Annotated in this window: 21 protein-coding genes; 4 read left to right on the top strand and 17 right to left on the bottom strand. The window is 43.5% G+C overall.

Annotated features, from left to right (window positions below; translation table 11 throughout):
* Positions 1-6: 6 nt before the first annotated feature.
* The 16 genes from HZC34_03795 to HZC34_03720 form a co-directional block, all read right to left on the bottom strand.
* Complete coding sequence (locus HZC34_03795) at positions 7-300, bottom strand: 4Fe-4S binding protein (protein MBI5700957.1); 294 nt, start codon at positions 298-300, stop codon at positions 7-9.
* Entirely contained in the window at positions 297-878 is a 582-nt protein-coding gene (locus HZC34_03790; GenBank protein MBI5700956.1) for a 2-oxoacid:acceptor oxidoreductase family protein, read from the bottom strand. Before HZC34_03790 ends, HZC34_03795 begins: the two co-directional genes overlap by 4 nt.
* Positions 879-910: 32 nt before the next feature.
* Positions 911-1624 (bottom strand): hypothetical protein, encoded by a 714-nt coding sequence (locus HZC34_03785; protein MBI5700955.1) that lies wholly within the window; start codon positions 1622-1624, stop codon positions 911-913.
* Entirely contained in the window at positions 1617-2222 is a 606-nt protein-coding gene (gene recR, locus HZC34_03780; GenBank protein ID MBI5700954.1) for a recombination protein RecR, read from the bottom strand. The genes HZC34_03785 and recR overlap by 8 nt, the downstream gene beginning before the upstream one ends.
* On the bottom strand, positions 2219-2524 hold the full coding sequence (locus HZC34_03775; GenBank protein MBI5700953.1) for a YbaB/EbfC family nucleoid-associated protein: 306 nt from the start codon (positions 2522-2524) through the stop codon (positions 2219-2221). Before HZC34_03775 ends, recR begins: the two co-directional genes overlap by 4 nt.
* Positions 2524-4014, bottom strand: coding sequence for a DNA polymerase III subunit gamma/tau (gene dnaX, locus HZC34_03770; protein ID MBI5700952.1), 1491 nt, complete (start codon positions 4012-4014; stop codon positions 2524-2526). Before dnaX ends, HZC34_03775 begins: the two co-directional genes overlap by 1 nt.
* A gap of 125 nt (positions 4015-4139) precedes the next feature.
* Positions 4140-5249 (bottom strand): alanine racemase, encoded by a 1110-nt coding sequence (gene alr / locus HZC34_03765; protein MBI5700951.1) that lies wholly within the window; start codon positions 5247-5249, stop codon positions 4140-4142.
* The gene (locus tag HZC34_03760; protein ID MBI5700950.1) at positions 5228-6043 is read right to left on the bottom strand and encodes a PHP domain-containing protein; all 816 of its coding nucleotides are present in this window, start codon (positions 6041-6043) and stop codon (positions 5228-5230) included. Before HZC34_03760 ends, alr begins: the two co-directional genes overlap by 22 nt.
* A 15-nt stretch (positions 6044-6058) precedes the next feature.
* Complete coding sequence (locus HZC34_03755) at positions 6059-7282, bottom strand: hypothetical protein (GenBank protein ID MBI5700949.1); 1224 nt, start codon at positions 7280-7282, stop codon at positions 6059-6061.
* 12 nt (positions 7283-7294) lie between these two features.
* Complete coding sequence (locus HZC34_03750; protein MBI5700948.1) at positions 7295-7864, bottom strand: hypothetical protein; 570 nt, start codon at positions 7862-7864, stop codon at positions 7295-7297.
* On the bottom strand, positions 7848-8609 hold the full coding sequence (locus HZC34_03745) for a metallophosphoesterase (GenBank protein ID MBI5700947.1): 762 nt from the start codon (positions 8607-8609) through the stop codon (positions 7848-7850). The genes HZC34_03750 and HZC34_03745 overlap by 17 nt, the downstream gene beginning before the upstream one ends.
* A 6-nt stretch (positions 8610-8615) precedes the next feature.
* The gene (locus tag HZC34_03740) at positions 8616-9248 is read right to left on the bottom strand and encodes a hypothetical protein (GenBank protein ID MBI5700946.1); all 633 of its coding nucleotides are present in this window, start codon (positions 9246-9248) and stop codon (positions 8616-8618) included.
* A complete protein-coding gene (locus tag HZC34_03735) occupies positions 9245-9751 on the bottom strand; it encodes an epoxyqueuosine reductase QueH (protein MBI5700945.1) in 507 nt (168 codons plus the stop codon). Before HZC34_03735 ends, HZC34_03740 begins: the two co-directional genes overlap by 4 nt.
* A gap of 2 nt (positions 9752-9753) precedes the next feature.
* Positions 9754-10638, bottom strand: coding sequence for a 4-hydroxy-tetrahydrodipicolinate synthase (dapA, locus tag HZC34_03730; protein MBI5700944.1), 885 nt, complete (start codon positions 10636-10638; stop codon positions 9754-9756).
* Between the two features lie 58 nt (positions 10639-10696).
* Positions 10697-12673 (bottom strand): excinuclease ABC subunit UvrB, encoded by a 1977-nt coding sequence (gene uvrB, locus HZC34_03725; GenBank protein ID MBI5700943.1) that lies wholly within the window; start codon positions 12671-12673, stop codon positions 10697-10699.
* A gap of 129 nt (positions 12674-12802) precedes the next feature.
* Positions 12803-13003 (bottom strand): hypothetical protein, encoded by a 201-nt coding sequence (locus HZC34_03720; protein MBI5700942.1) that lies wholly within the window; start codon positions 13001-13003, stop codon positions 12803-12805.
* A 254-nt stretch (positions 13004-13257) separates the two neighbouring features.
* Between HZC34_03720 and HZC34_03715 the strand changes: the two genes are divergently transcribed.
* The 4 genes from HZC34_03715 (at position 13258) to HZC34_03700 (ending at position 15408) form a co-directional block, all read left to right on the top strand.
* On the top strand, positions 13258-13926 hold the full coding sequence (locus tag HZC34_03715) for a response regulator transcription factor (GenBank protein MBI5700941.1): 669 nt from the start codon (positions 13258-13260) through the stop codon (positions 13924-13926).
* Entirely contained in the window at positions 13917-14579 is a 663-nt protein-coding gene (locus HZC34_03710) for a hypothetical protein (protein MBI5700940.1), read from the top strand. The genes HZC34_03715 and HZC34_03710 overlap by 10 nt, the downstream gene beginning before the upstream one ends.
* A gap of 43 nt (positions 14580-14622) precedes the next feature.
* Complete coding sequence (locus HZC34_03705; protein ID MBI5700939.1) at positions 14623-15126, top strand: HAMP domain-containing histidine kinase; 504 nt, start codon at positions 14623-14625, stop codon at positions 15124-15126.
* Between the two features lie 135 nt (positions 15127-15261).
* A complete protein-coding gene (locus HZC34_03700) occupies positions 15262-15408 on the top strand; it encodes a transposase (protein MBI5700938.1) in 147 nt (48 codons plus the stop codon).
* 167 nt (positions 15409-15575) lie between these two features.
* On the opposite strand, the gene HZC34_03695 is transcribed toward HZC34_03700, so the two are convergent.
* Positions 15576-16205 carry a dephospho-CoA kinase gene (locus HZC34_03695; protein ID MBI5700937.1) on the bottom strand — a complete coding sequence of 210 codons (630 nt, stop codon included), beginning with the start codon at positions 16203-16205 and terminating at the stop codon, positions 15576-15578.
* Between the last annotated feature and the right edge of the window lie 9 nt (positions 16206-16214).

The following is a 16214-nucleotide window of genomic DNA, read 5'->3' as shown; positions in this document are numbered from 1 at the left end:
CTTCGTTTACTTGTGTTCGTTCTGCATTGTGATAGCTTTTTCGGGCTTCACAGGACATTCGAACGAACAGATCCCGCATCCTTTGCAATGCTCAAGATCGATCCCGCATACTTTTTTGTTTTCGTCCAGAAGTATCGATGAATCGGGACAATACACCCAGCACAGCTTGCAATCGATACAACGTTCTTTATGGAATATTGGCCGCTCGGATCTCCAATCGGCTGTCGTGAACTTTTGCGAAGTTCCGGCTTCCAGGATATCTCCCTCTTTTAATTGTTTCCAACCTGGTTTTGCAGTCACTCGGATACGACCTCCTCATAAGCGCGCTTGATGGCTTTTAAGTTGCCATCGATTATTTCCGGCTTGCCTTTGAATTTTTTCTTTAATTTGATCTCAATGCCTGCGATCGTTTTGTCAAAATCCATGATCTGCGAAACTTTAAGCAAAGCTCCAAGCATCGGTGTATTTGGCATATCGCGGCCGATCGCTTCTTTTGAAATACCGGATGCATTGACAGTATAGATCATAATACCTGGGGCGCTTATCGTTTTTTTGAAATCCGCGGGGGATAATTCTGTATTTATTATCAGTTTGCCGCCTTCTGCCAAACCATCGGTAACATTGACGCGGCCGATCAAAGTAGGGTCCAATACTACAACAACATCGGGATTAGTTATTGAACAGTGTATCGTGATAGGCTTTTTGGATAATCGGTTAAATGATGCGACAGGCGCTCCCATCCTCTCCGGGCCGTACTCGGGGAAAGCCTGGATATTCATGCCGGAATCCATTGCGGCGTCGCCAAAAAGCAGGGCGGCAGTCTTCGCTCCTTGGCCTCCCCTTCCGTGCCATCTTATTTCTAAGATATTTTTACTCATTGATATTCCTTGCCCGCCTTTGGAGGGCTTTCTTAGGCTATCATGGAACTAATTTTAATAAGAACAACCTTGCTCACTACAACTCCAACCAATATCAGGAATATAATGGGGAGAAGTGCTGCTGCAAACGCTTTCCATTTTGGCAGATCATGGTTTTTGCGGGCAATGATCGCTAGTATTCCATACATATACAAGACCCAAAACGAATATAACATATTATACCCGATCTTAAAGTTTGTAAAGTCCATGCGGCTCGATTTTGTGAGCAGTATCATCAAAATCGGCAAAATAAATACGGCCATAGAGCCTGATGAATATAATGAAGCTTTGATATCCTTTAAGAACCCTTCGTTATTGATGCCGACCGTCGATTCATGTTTTGAAAATAACACAAAAGACGCGGAAAACAATAAAGATCCGATGGTCGCGGATAAAATTAATAAAATAACAAGTAGCAGCCCAAAAAGCAAAGCAAATGTCATCGCAAAAAACATCAGGCCAAGGACTGCCATCACTGGAGAAGCAATTATGATCTTCGACGGTTGTACTTTTTCGAACATTGTCGAGCCTATGGGCATGAATTGCGTCACAAAAATAACAGAAGCCAGCACGAACGAAAGCAATGCGGAAGTAAACCCCGCAAATGATGCCGGCTTATCGTACCATTTCCCCTCGGGGATCACCGTAAAAAACAATATCGGCCTGAAGATCATCTTCGCCAGATCGTTAAGATAAGATCTAAACATGCACTTCCCTCCTCCCTTCAAATGATTTCGAAAGCGTCAGCTCATCCACATAATCCAAGTCCCCGCCCATAGGCAAGCCATAGGCAATGCGGGTAACTTTAACGCCAAGAGGCTTTAATATCCCTGTCAAATATGACGCCGTGACCTCTCCTTCTGTTGTCGGGTTCATTGCAAGGACCGCCTCGCTTATCATATTGCTTTTGACCCTGTCGATCAATTCCACGATCCTCAAGCTATCGGGACTCAAGCCGTCGAGCGGCGAAATAGCCCCTCCCAGTACGTGATAAATGCCCCTGAAGCTGCGGCTTCGCTCGATAGCGATAAGGTCTTTAGGCTCTTCGACAACACATATAAGCGAACGGTCGCGGCTTAGATCCGAGCATATTTCACAAGGATCTTTATCCGAGATATTAAAACAAATGTTGCAGTGTTTAATCTTCTTTTTGGCTTCGATAATAGCTGAAGTAAGATCCATTACTTCCGATTCGGGGATCTCGAGGATATGGAACGCCAATCTCTGCGCGGATTTTGGGCCGACGCCGGGCAGGCGCTTCAACGCATCGATCAATGTTCTCATTGCGGACGCGTATTGGCTCATGTAAGCCCCGGGATCGATATCCCCCCGGTCGCACTTTTCAACCGGTTCGCCGCATCGTCTTTCGATTGTTTTAATGCTTTATTTATCACATGTTTTACCGTATCTTCCATTTTCCTGTTGTCCATTTGTGTTGTGATCTTTAATTCTTTTATTTCCATTTCTCCGTCTATTATAACCTTGACGCCGTTTGATTCCGCTTCGTACCGCGCGTACTTAAGGTCGTTTTTTATTTTCTTAAGCGAGTCTTGCATCTTCTGCGCCTGTTTCATCATCTCCGCCATATCTCCCAATTTCCCAAACATTATTTTACCAGCTCCCCTTCAAAAATTTCGCGCACGGCATCGACTGTTATCAGCGGCTTAGCATTATTAACGTCATCCAATATCTTACATTCGATTTTAACGGGGTGTCCCATAACTTGTGTAATAATATCTTCAACAGCCTGCTTATTTTTAGCTTCTTCCAGCCTATCTTTATGGAAAGCATATCCTTTTCTGAAAGAAATAACAAGACGCCCTGTGTCATCTGCTAAAATTGGGTCGCCTTCATGCAGAGATACATATCCGTACAAACTCTTCTTCTTAACTTCTTCGAGGATTTGGGACCATTTACTTTTAATTTCCGTTAGGCGTGGATCGGCTGCGACTTTACCCCCTCTGTCTGAACGATGTTCGGACATCTCCCCCTTACTAAGGGGGAGAGAAGAGAGGGGGTTTTCCTCTTGCAACTCAAGCAAAGCAACCTCTAAAACCAATCGAGCGTGAGGGTGCCATTTCATATCAAGTTCTGCCCGGGAAAGAGCCCTTATTATTTTTTTTACCGCATCAAGAGAAAATGATCCCGATTGTTTTTTTAACCTTTCGAGATAATCTTTGGTCAATTCGAGCGCCTCGTGAGCCGAAAGCTTTATGAACAATAAATTCCTAAAATGCGAGATCATGTCCCTTACTATTTGCGAGGCGCTTCGCCCGCGATCTATCCCCTCACGCAGAGTATTGAGCGCCGAAGCGATATCGCACCTCGCCAATGAATCGGCCATATTAAAAAGCATCGCTTCATCCGCACAGCCTAAAAGCTCGACAACATTATCGATCGAGATATTATTGCCGGCGTACGATGAAAGCTGGTCTAAGAGTGAAACGCAATCCCTCATGCTTCCCTCGCCCGACCTTGCAACAAGGTCCAATGCGGGTTCTTCTATTTTAATGCTTTCGGCGGCGGATATTTTTTTCAAATGTTGTTTAATTTCTTCAAGAGAAATCCTGGAAAAGTCTAATCGCTGGCATCGGCTTTCGATAGTTACAGGAATTTTCGCCGGTTCAGTTGTTGCAAGAATAAAGATTACATGCGATGGCGGCTCTTCAAGGGTTTTCAATAATGCATTGAACGCTTCGGAGGTCAACATATGCACCTCGTCTATAATGTAAACTTTATATTTTCCTTCAACAGGAGCATATCTGACTTTTTCGCGAAGGTCGCGTATTTCGTCGATACCGCGATTCGACGCCGCATCGATCTCTGTTACATCAACGGAATGTCCGTCGCGGATCTTTGTGCAGTTGGCGCAAGTTGTACATGGCGAAACTGTCGGACCATTTTCGCAATTCAAAGCTTTTGCAAATATCCTTGCGATCGAAGTCTTTCCTGTCCCCCTCGGTCCGCAAAAAAGATAAGCGTGCGCGATGCGGTTTTGTGATATCGCGTTCTTTAAAGTCTTGATTATATGTTTTTGCCCAACTATATCGTCAAAGCTTTGAGATCTCCATTTTCTGTACAGCGAAACATAGCTCATTTTCTCTCCAGTTCGGAACCTGCGAGTAAACCCTGCCTGCCGGTAGGCACGGCTCGCGGTTCCTCAAAAATTAACCGCGACGCTTGTCCCGATTCCCACATCGGGATTTAGTCGCTGGTTAATTTTTATTTATAAATCCTCTGGACCCTTTTCCCTATCCCGCAAATTATCTCATAGCTCACGGTATCTTCAAGCCTAGCTATCTCATCAACAGAAATAGTCTCCATTCCTTGCGTCCCTATAAGCATAGCTTCATCGCCAACATCAATCTTTGCGTCCCCGATATCAACGAGCGTCATATCCATGCTTATGCGGCCGACAACTGGGAAACGCTTTCCTTTAATAAGGACTTGGCTTCTGTTGCTCAATCTCCTGCTGTATCCATCAGCATAACCGACAGGCAGTGTCGCAATAGTTGTTTCACCGCTTGTAACATATGTCCCGCCGTAAGAGAGAGAGGTTTCGCGCGGGACTCTCTTTAAATAAACTACTCTTGTTTTAAATGAAAGCGCCGGCCTCAAAGCAATTGACCTGTGGGCTCCGCCTGCCGGGTATATCCCATATATCATAAGGCCTATCCGCACCATGTCAAGATGGGTTTCTGGATGGAAAAGGGTCGCCGCGGAATTTGCCGCGTGTTTTATCTTAACGACTTCAAGCCGGGCAATTATCGACTGGAATTTTTCAAATTGCTGTTTTGTGTACGAATCTCCATGCTCTTCGGCCTTCGCAAAATGAGTAAAAATGCCTTCTACGATCAAATTAGGGAGAGATATGATTTTATTGTAAAGCGCGATAACCTCTGATGGCTGGACGCCGACGCGGCCCATGCCTGTATCCATTTTGATGTGGACCGGAACTTTTCTCCCGCGCTTTACGGCTTCATCAGAGAGCGCTTTTGCTTCGGAATATGAATATACAGTCTGCGTTAAACGGTGCTCCACGATCTCATCCATGACCGATGTCGGGGATTCGGTCAAAATTAAAATTGGAAGCTGTGTCCCGGCTTCCCGCAGTTCGAGGGCTTCTTTCAAATTAGCAACTGCTAGATGATCGGCGCCGGCTTCTGCCGCGGCACGGGAAACTGCGATCGATCCATGCCCATAAGCATTCGCTTTAACAACAGCCATAAAGCGAGTGCTCGGGGACAAAAGATTTTTAACTTCTTTTATATTATGTTTGACCGCCTCAAGGCTTATTTCGGCGAATGTATTCAAGATATTGCCTCTTTTAATTTGTCGACCATGTCGTCGGGAATTGAAATATCGCCTAATTTTATTTCACGGCCGGAATTGTCGCCGTGAAAATCGGTACCTCCGGTCATAACTAAATTATATTTATGCGCGATATTTTTATATTTTTCAGTTTGCGATGAATTATGCCCGGAGTAAAATGCTTCAAGGCCTAAAAGCCCTGCACTTATAAGATCAGGAATATAATTGTCGCAATTCGAGACTGCGGGATGCGCAAAAACCGGCGCTCCATTTATTTGCCTTATTAATTTTATCGCTTCTTCAGGCGATAATTTATAATGGCTTACATACGCCGGGCCGCGGAAATCAATATATTTGTTAAAAGCTTCCTTAAAACTTGAAACATATCCTTTTTCGATCATTGCTCTTGCCACATGAGGCCGCCCCGGAGCTCCTTTGTTTGAAAATCTAAAAACATCGTCGGCCGTTATTGAAACGCCAAGCTCATTCAGTTTTTTAACTATTTTATGTATGCGATCCACCCGGCCCGCTTGTATCTTCTCTAATATTTCTAAAAGTTTTGTGTTTTTTGGATCAAAAAAATAACCTAATATGTGGACTTCGGTGTTATTAGCTTCAGTTGTGAACTCGATACCGGGTATTACGTCAACGCCTATCCCGATGCCTGCTTTTTGCGCCCGTTTAATCCCCATTACGGTATCGTGATCAGTCAGGGCGATCTTTGTAAGGCCGGCAATCTTTGCCAGGTCAACTACTTCTTCTGGCGAATTTGTACCGTCCGAAAGGTTGCTGTGGATGTGCAGGTCTGCAGACATATATCATAAATTATATCACAAATTGAACTGCATTTCGTAATATTGGTCGCTCTGTACCTGCCCTGTTGCAGGATTGTAGGCTCTCTTGAAATTAGTTATTAGCGTTGTGTATGGATTGACCTTATACGCAAGTTTTCCGCCCATGATGGCGCCTTGCTCGTATGAAAGAGAGCTGAAATTAATAAAAGACGGCTGTTTGTAATATCCGGTGAAAGATACTTGCTCGCTGACTTTTGCGGCAAGTGTCGCGCCGAAAGATTGGTTAGATCCGACATAGCTTTCAAATGCCGCATTTAATTGGGCTAACCCAAGAGCATCGATCCCAAGCTCGACCAAATACCCGTTTTTGGAATTGCCCGAAGCTTCGGCTGATGCCAAGCTCTTTGGGTTCGTTTCGTAATCGGAACTAAAAAGTGAAGGGATAAATCCTTTATCGAAAGTCCTGTATTGAGCATTAAAAGACGCTTTGGCCGCCATAATGTCATACGCCCAAGTTAACCCCGCGCCAATTCCCGATCCATGATTTACGATCTGCGCGGCTTCGGCGTATGCTTCAAAATTAAGAGGCAGGGGGACGGAAGCATCAGCGCCCAATCCCGCGATAGCAGGCCTTCCATTTGTCCCGCCGTTATCCGCAACATAATGCTGTCCCAAAGTGAGCATCGGATTAATTTTTTCTTCAACTCTAGCGCCTATAATATTTGTATGCGTAGTCAATCCTCGGACTGTGAACTTATCGAAACTATAATATCCTTTAAAACCTAACTGGTTATCACTTACGATAACAGGGCCGATGATTTTTGTCGTATAATTTTTCAAAAGCAGCCCATGCCCCCAAGTTATTCCGTCCAGTATCCCATATCTCAAACCTCGGCTTGAATCGTCATATTCGGCATAACGCACAACGATCCCTTCGTATCCCGTGACATATTTATCCCCCAAAGACATATTCACATCAAGCCCCGCACCCCATGGGCCGAATTTTAGGTCAGGATGCCAAGTTAGAACACCGACGGAATCCGCCCCAACTTTTACATACGCAATACTTATTCCGCCGAGCTTATAACTTGGCTTAGTTGTTGCCGCAGTCGATAGATTCGACACCTGTGAAACAGTATTTAGCAGAGATGATCCGCTATCGGACGGCAAATCCAACGCAAAGGAAATGGAACATAGGGCCATAGCAACAAAGAGACATAGGGACACAGCAACAAAGAAACTTAAGATAATTTTTTTCATATTACCCCCCTATTAGTTCTTAAAATCCGATGTGAACATTATATACGTTAAATAGTCAAATACCAGCGGAGAAAATTCAAGCCCCAATAATTTTTGCGTGAACGCTTGCGCGGCTACGTCTGACAGCCCCTTGATATAATAATTAAACCATAATTTGCCTTTGAATTTGAACCGTTTATAGATAGATCCCACTTTGACTTCTTCGATGTGATGGAAAAGCTCGTGCGCGATAAGGCACCTTAATATCCGGTCGGAAAGCTCCGGAACGGTAATTTCCGATGTGATGCGCCGCAAAGTATCGTGGAAAATTACGATCTGCTTCTCTTTCTTCCGGTATTCGCTTTTCTTTAGGTTGCCCGCCTCGTCGCCCGATATCTTAACGCCCATCAGGTCTGCGATCTTTCGTGGATCAGAGGTGCCAAACTCTTTTGAAATGCCGTTTGCTATATTTTCCCCCAAAGCAAGCACTTCGGATATGAGATGCATCCTTTCATTGTGCGGGATATTGTGGAAATTTTTGTCGCGCGCGAGCTCTATCGCCGCGAGAGTTATCCTATTTCTTTCTTTAATTGCTTTCGTCATTAATTCTCACAACCTCATCTGCGATCTTATCATCTTCAACCGTTACTTTCACATAATGATAAAAGCCTCCGGCATTTTTTGGAAGATAAAGCGGAGCCCCTCCCCCTCCGGTTATTGTGTATATTATCCCTTCTCTTTCTGCTCGCGCGTATCCATGTACGTGTCCGGTAAAAACATATTCAACCTTATATTTTTTAAAAAGCGCCATCATGGTTTCGCTCGCTTGCCTGTCGCTCATTACATAATCGCCGTAAAACCCCGAAACATCGAAAGTCGGCTTATGGAAAAAAACAAAAGTATGCTGCCGTTTATTTTTTTTAAGGTCGGAAATAAGCCAATTATACTGCTTCGCGTCAAAACTGCTCTTAAAAGCATTGTTTAACACGACAAAATGGCTGTTTTCGTGATCGAAAGAATAATAATCGGACCCGAAATATTTTTTGTAGAATTTCCACCCGCCAAACACGCCGTCATGGTTGCCCATTACATGATAGATCGGTATCTTGCTTTTTTTGATCATTTTTTGGTATTTGATGTACTCGCTTTCCTGGCCGCGGGCGACAAAATCGCCGGTATTTACCGAAAAAGTAATGGTTTTATCTGAATTGACCTTATCGAGTATCTTTTTATAAACCGCATCACCGTCCCTATTGTCGCCAAACACAACAAACGAGAAAGCAAATGCACTTGAAGCTGTTAGCAGAAGTATAATTAATACAATAATTGGGATTTGGGATTTGGTCATTGGGATTTACGCTTCGGTGTCGATGTCATCGACCGCATTTCGATATTCTTTTACGGCCTTGTAGATCGATTCCGCGGTTTCACCAATAACGGTCTTTGTCAGGAGCAATCCTTTGGCTCCAGTATCCCAAATGATCGGGACTTCAGACGGCTTGATGCTCCTCTGGGTCGGAATGATGACGGGGATGTTTGAGGATAAGGCAATTGCAATATAATTCTGGAGATCGCCGACCATGAGGTCTTTTATCGACTGGCTTATGGGGATTATCGCCGCGTCGATCGCTTCGATCTTTTTATCGGAGAGCTGCATTAAATTGTCCAAAGTATAATTTTCATCGAGAGCGATTATTTTTGCCTTCTTAAGTTTTATATATTGGTCGAGCGCCTGATGGTGGAAATTTATGAAATCAAACTTCAAATCGAGGAGTTTTTCGATCTCTTTAATTTCGGCGTCATTCACATCGAGCCCTACAGGGACAGACGAGGCTTTTAATATTTTTTCCTCGTCATACCCTTGGTTGAGCACCAGGACATCGGCGCCCGATTGGACTGCGGCATTCGCCATTTCGATATTATTTTCCGGGATATTTACGATAAGGGTCAACGGCTTTTCGGATAAATATTTCAAGAGCTTGCTCATTTTTTTACCTCCTGTGTTTTGAGGCTTGATGCGCAACCGCAGTATTTCTGGCGGTAAAGGTTATATTCTCTTGATTTGGCGCGGCCGGCATGGTGGCCGGGCCTGAAATCCCGGTAGGCGAAAATGATCCCGAACTCTTCCTCTATCTGGAACCCTATCTTTTTTATCAATTCGTGGTTCTGGTAAGGGCTTATGAGAAGCGTGGTAGTAAATGCCTCAAATCCGTTGCCTTTGGCGTACTGTGCCGTGCGCAAAAGCCTTGTCTCATAGCAAAAAGGGCAATCCCCGGACCTGTGCTCCAAGTCGTTCTCGATATAAACCATCGGGAGGTTTACGATCCTGCAATATTCTTCCATGCTTGATTTTCTTTTTCCATACTCTTCGGCAGGGAAGATATTCGGGTTATAAAAAAATCCCGTCAAATCGAAATGCTCCTCATTGAGCTCAGACAATACCTGTGTCGCGCATGGAGCGCAGCATGCATGCAATAAGACTTTCTTCATAACTATATTTTACCCAGACTTTTCAGGACTTTCCTGACCTGCTCTTTTTCATTTTGATCAGCCTCGATCAAAGGCAAACGAGGTTTTCCGACTTTTAGTCCAACCATTTCCAATGCGGCTTTAACGCAAGTCGGGTTAGGCGCTATGAACAATATTTTAAATATGGGTAAAAGCTTATCATGTATTTCTTGCGCCTTTTTTGTATTGCCGGAATTAAACGCTGAAACCATTTGGGCTATTTCGTTCCCCACGATATGCGACGCAACAGATATTACGCCAACTGCCCCGGCTTTCATCATTGGCAAGGTCATATTATCGTCGCCCGACCATAGGATGAAGCCTTTTGGCGCTAATTCGATAGTTTTCTTGGTCTGCTCGATGTTCCCCGCGGCATCTTTGAGCCCAATGATATTTTTGAATTCTTTGGCGATTCTCGCAACTGTTTCCGGCAGCATATTCACAACACAGCGACCCGGGATATTGTAAATTATCAATGGCAATTTCGTGCAGTTCGCCGCGGCTTTGAAATGCTCATACATCCCTTCTTGCGACGGCTTATTATAATAAGGTACGACGACCATGATCCCGTCAACGCCTATTTTCTCGGCTTCGATTGTTGATTTGATGGTTGTGGCGGTTGAATTGGATCCGGTCCCCGCAATGATCTTGCATTTAGGAGAAACGGCTTTTTTAACTGCTCGGTAGAGCTCATATTCTTCTTCGTGGCTTAAAGTTGGCGATTCGCCGGTTGTCCCGTGGATAACAAGAGAATCGGAGCCATTTTCAGATAAATGAACAGCCAATTTCGCAGCCAGATCATAATTGACCGACATATCTTCTTTGAATGGGGTTACCATTGCTGTTATTACTTTTCCGAAATCAATCATCCTCCGCCTCCAAATTAGATTCAAACTTCAAAATTATTGTTTTATTCTAGCATAAAATTTACTTTATAGAAAATGCCTTCTTTATCTCTTTTATCTTGTCCCTGATCTCCGCCGCGCGTTCGAATTCCAAAGCGGTTGACGCTATCTCCATTTCATCTGTTAGATGTTTTATAAGATCGGGGACTTCTTCCGGCGGCACAAAAGATTTTATTTGTTTCACTTCGTCCAGTTTCGAATCTTTTATCCTATCCGATATATCCGCGATCTCTTTAACGATCGTCTTAGGCGTAATATGATTTTTCTTGTTGTAAGCAAGCTGAATTTTTCTTCTGCGGTTCGTTTCACCTAATGCTTTTCTCATTGATTCAGTCATTTTTTCCGCATAAAGGATAACCAAACCGTTAACATTCCTGGCGGCCCGCCCTATCGTTTGGATAAGAGAAGTTTCGGCTCGGAGGAACCCTTCTTTGTCGGCATCAAGAATCGCAACAAGCGAAACTTCGGGAAGATCCAATCCCTCCCTAAGCAGATTAATGCCAACAAGCACATCGAATTTCCCAAGTCTTAATTCTCGGAGGATCTCTATTCTGTCCAAAGTTTCTACATCCGAATGCAGATATCTGACTTTGATCCCTTTTTCATCCAAGTATTCCGCAAGGTCCTCGGCCATGCGTTTTGTAAGAGTTGTAACTAAAACTCTTTCATTCTTACCCACTCTCTTGTTTATCTCTTTTTCAAGGTCATCGATCTGATTTTTTGACGACCTGACCACAACTTCCGGATCGATGAGCCCGGTTGGACGAATTAACTGTTCCACGACATTTTTGCTTCTCTCAAGCTCCCATTTGGCTGGAGTTGCAGACACGCAAACGACCTGATTAAGTTTTTTTTCGAATTCTTCGAATTTCAAGGGACGATTATCATATGCCGAAGGAAGGCGGAACCCAAAATTTATAAGCGAATCTTTTCGCGACTTGTCGCCAAAATACATTCCCCGTATCTGCGGGAGGGTAACATGCGACTCGTCAATAAACATAAGATAATCTTTCGGGAAATAATCGATCAAAGTCGACGGATGGGTCCCCGCCGGCCGCCCTTCCATATGCCTTGAATAATTTTCAACCCCGGAACAATACCCCACCTCTCTTATCATTTCAATATCGTATTTTGTCCTCTGTTCTAGCCTTTGCGCTTCCAAAAGCTTGTTTTGTTTTTTAAGTTCCGCCAACCGCAATTCGAGCTCTTTTTTAATCGATTGCAGGGCCGCTTCCAATTTGTCCTGGAACGTTACAAAGTGGGTCGCAGGATAAATGCCGGCAAACTCCAATTCTTTGATTGTTTTTTGCGATGTTGGATCAACTTCGGTTATTTTTTTTATTACATCACCCTCGTCAAGCTCAACTCTTAATAGATGCTTTTCGTAAGACGGCTGGATCTCAATTGATTCGCCTCTAACCCGAAATTTCCCGCGATTCAATTCATAATCATTCCTCTCGTATTTCATGGCCACAAGTTTTGAAAGAACATCATCGCGGTTAAGCCGCGCGCCAACTTTTAGAGGCACCATGGCTTTTAGATAATTCTCTGGGGCGCCAAGTGAGTAGATGCAGGAAACAGACGCGACAACTATCACATCGCGCCGAGAGAGAAGCGCCATTGTTGCAGAGTGCCTTAGCCGATCAATCTCTTGGTTGATTGTTGATTCTTTTTCTATATATGTGTCAGTTGACGGAAGATAAGCTTCGGGCTGGTAGTAATCGTAATACGAAACAAAATATTCAACGGCATTTTCGGGGAAATAGGAACGAAATTCCTGGCACAATTGCGCGGCCAAGGTTTTATTGTGGGATATTACGAGAGCCGGCCGCTGGGTCTTTTCTATTATATTGGCCATCGTGAATGTCTTACCGGATCCGGTCACCCCAAGAAGCGTTTGGAATTCATTCCCGGCATCCAGGCCTTTTGCCAAACTTTTGATGGCATTTGGCTGGTCGCCCGCGGGTTTAAAGTTTGAAACCAATTTGAATTTGGACATTTGATGAAATTATAACATGGAGAAACAAACCTGCGAATAAATTCGCGGTTAAAATAAAAAAGCAGCAGAATTAATTCTGCTGCTTTTATTCGAGCGGAACCGAGACTTTAGTCTCAGGTTCACATCATACTACTCGGCTTTTGGAGCTACTACTGGGGCAGCCTTTGGAGCCGCCTTTTGGGCTTTCAAATGCTTCTTAACCTTAACAACCTTTGCTTTTGGAGCCTTTACTGTTGAATCGGCTGTTTTTGCAGCTGGCGCTGTTTCTGCAGCTAATGCAAATGACGCAAGCGCGAATAATGCTACAAATATTACCGCTAATTTCTTCATGAGTTTTCACCTCCCGTTTTTCAAATTGTAAACTTTTATTGTCCCAGTATACCGGCCACACATTAAACAATTATTAAAAAAATAATTAGAAAATCATTAGAACCTATCATTGATTAATTTTCTTTTCCTCACCCTCTAACTCCCTCTCCATAAATGGAGAGGGAGAACTATATTCGAAACCTTCTTCATTGATCCCCCCCCCTCTCTACGAAGTGGAGAGGGGGACAGGGGGTGAGGTATGATATAATTATTATGTGAAGATCCTCATAGTTGAAGACGAAGAAAAGATTGTCAAATTCATAAAAAAAGGGCTCAAAAGCGAAGGCCATACTGTTGATTCCGCATTAAATGGTGAAGACGGCCTATTTATGGCGCAGGATGGAAAATACGAGCTTGTTATCCTCGATGTAATGCTCCCAAAACTTGATGGGATAACTATCGCAAAAAAATTGAAAACAAGACCGGATCCTTCAAAGATCATTATGCTCACAGCGAAAGACGCGGTTGAAGATAAAATAAAAGGCCTCGATGCCGGAGCCGATGACTATTTGACAAAACCATTCTCTTTCGAGGAGCTTCTGGCGCGGATACGCGCACTTACAAGAAGAGATCGGGGCATCCATTTCGAAACTTTAAAGATCGGCGATCTCACGCTGGATCCCGGATCGCATACAGTAAAAAGAGGTCCGGAAGAGATAAAACTTTCCACAACGGAATTCAAATTATTAAAATATTTAATGCGAAACCCGAATAAAGTCGTATCAAAGACGCTTATTTTGGAAAATGTTTGGGGATACGATTTCTCACCGGAAAGCAACATCGTCGACGTTTACATTAAATATCTTCGGGATAAGATAGACAAAGGGCATAAAAAAAACCTCATCCAAACGGTCCACGGGGTCGGGTTCAGATTATGCGAATAAAGATAGCCCCTTGGTTCACATTGTTTTTATCAATTATAATCGTTTTTTCAAATTTGTCGCTATTTTTTTATTTCAAAAACAGCACGCTTGAAAACACCGAATTAAGGCTCATCAAATCAGCCGACAATGTGCTGGTCGAGATAGGTAAAAATCCGAATTTATTCCTGAAAGATCCGAAGGACTATATTTTTTCCACCACAAAGAATGAATTCACTTCATCGGGAATTCTGGTCCAATTCATGGGCAAGGACGGCGACCTTCTGGCCCGATCTCCTAGCTTAAAGCATAATTCGCTTCCTTTTTTTAAAAATGAAGACGACGTATTAAAAGATGTGGAATTCGAAAACAATTTAAAGCTCAAAGTATACCAAAGAGAAATTATCGACGCGGGCAACAGCCTCGGCTATGCGATCTTTGGGATAACAACTTCCCCGCTGTACCATAATTTTGACATCCTTTTAGGGATACTTTCGATCCTGACTTTCGCCACGATAGCGGCATTATGGCTTGGGATAAATGCCCTTATCTCTGTTGATCTGGTAAAAAAACAGCAAAGATTTTTGAGTTTTGCGTCGCACGAGCTGCGCACCCCTTTATCCGTAATTTCCGGGATCGCCGAAGTCGCGCTGCGCTCCCCCCCTTTCGCCCGATGACTGCCGCGAAACGCTGACTGAAATAAAAAATGAAGCCGATTGGATGGACAAGCTCGTTTCAAATCTTCTGCTGATCTTTAGGAGCCGAGGCGGGACCGAAAAATTAAACAAGAGAACTTTTGATCTTTCGGAACTCATAACAAATGCGGCATCGCATCTCAAGAAAAGATATCCGACAAAGAACATCACATTAAATCTTCCCGACGACTCGGGATTGAAAGCGGATCCGGACCAGATAAAAAAAGCCATTAATAATTTGCTTGAAAATGCGGCTAAAAATACGGCGCCTGACGGCAAGATACAAATAAATTTGAGATCCACCGGGAAAGAATTCATCTTTGAAGTTTCCGATAACGGCATTGGCATAAAAAAAGAATTGCAGAAAAATATTTTTGATGCCTTTTATCGCATTGAGCAAGGAAAAGGCGAGGGTTCGGGCTTAGGGCTTGCGATCGTCAAATGGGTTGTCGACGCCCACCACGGCAAGGTTTTTGTCAAAAGCAAAGAAGGCAAGGGATCGGCTTTTATCGTCATATTAAAAAAATAGGCGTGTTCTTGAAATTCCAGCCCGGATCTAACGAAATATATCCAGCATGGACATCACAAGGCCAACATGGGCGCAAAGGTATGTTGCTAACTCGGTCTCATAAAAACCGGTCAGCACGCCTTTGATCCTGTCCTGATGTTTAAAATACTTTTCCTCAAGGAGGCCATGAATTTGAATTCGAATTATCAGCTCGAAGAGTTGATCAATCTCCATATCCTCTTCCGCTTCTTCCTCAATGTATCTTTTGATGATGATTTGCCGGATCGACAAAGCTTTCCATAAAATCGTCCTCTATGCCCAAGAAAAGGGCTTTCTCAAAGATTGCTTGGGCGGAGCTGATTCTACCGTTATCAAAACTACTCAAAAAATCGATCGTTTTAAAAACCCTTCGGAAAATATTCGCTTCCTAACCGGTCTCATGGATTTATAATTTAAAGAAGCGGTAACCCCTAATTTTGTCGAGAATTATTACCAATTATTGAATTACTGGCTAGAACCTGTTTAATTTTTTCTTTGAACTGCTTCAATGGCCCATTATTCTCAATGACAATATCTGCAATATCCAAATATTCTTTTGCGGCCATTTGCAAAGAGATCCTTTTTTGGGCCATGTTTTTCTCCAAACCCTTTTTTATCAGACGTTTAAGCCTTTTCTCTTTTGTGGCCGTTATGAGAATTACCCGATCAACTAAACCTTCAAACAATTGCGGGAGAGCTGCGTCAACGATAATCAACTTACAACTAACAACTGACAACTCACAACTTGCAATTTCTTTTTTTATCTCTTGCATAATTAAAGGGTGAGTAATTCTATTAAGGATATCAAGTTTCTTTGGGTCGGCAAAAACTATCTCTCCAAGTTTTTTTCGATTGACCCTTCCCTCGCTTCCAAGCACAACAGACCCGAACGCTTTGACGATCTGTCCCCAAACTTTTGATTGGGGAACATATAGGTTGTGGCCTACATGATCTGCTTCTATCAACAAAGCTCCGGCGCGTTTAAAAATCTTTGCCGCTTCCGATTTTCCCGAGCCTATCGGCCCCGTTAATCCGATGATTTGGCATTTGGCATTTGACATTTGACATTT

Source organism: Candidatus Saganbacteria bacterium (genome assembly GCA_016223245.1).
GTDB lineage: Bacteria > Margulisbacteria > WOR-1 > XYC2-FULL-46-14 > XYC2-FULL-37-10 > JACRPL01.
The sequence above is the reverse complement of the archived record's forward strand: the minus strand, read 5'-3'. Positions and strand labels throughout refer to the sequence as shown.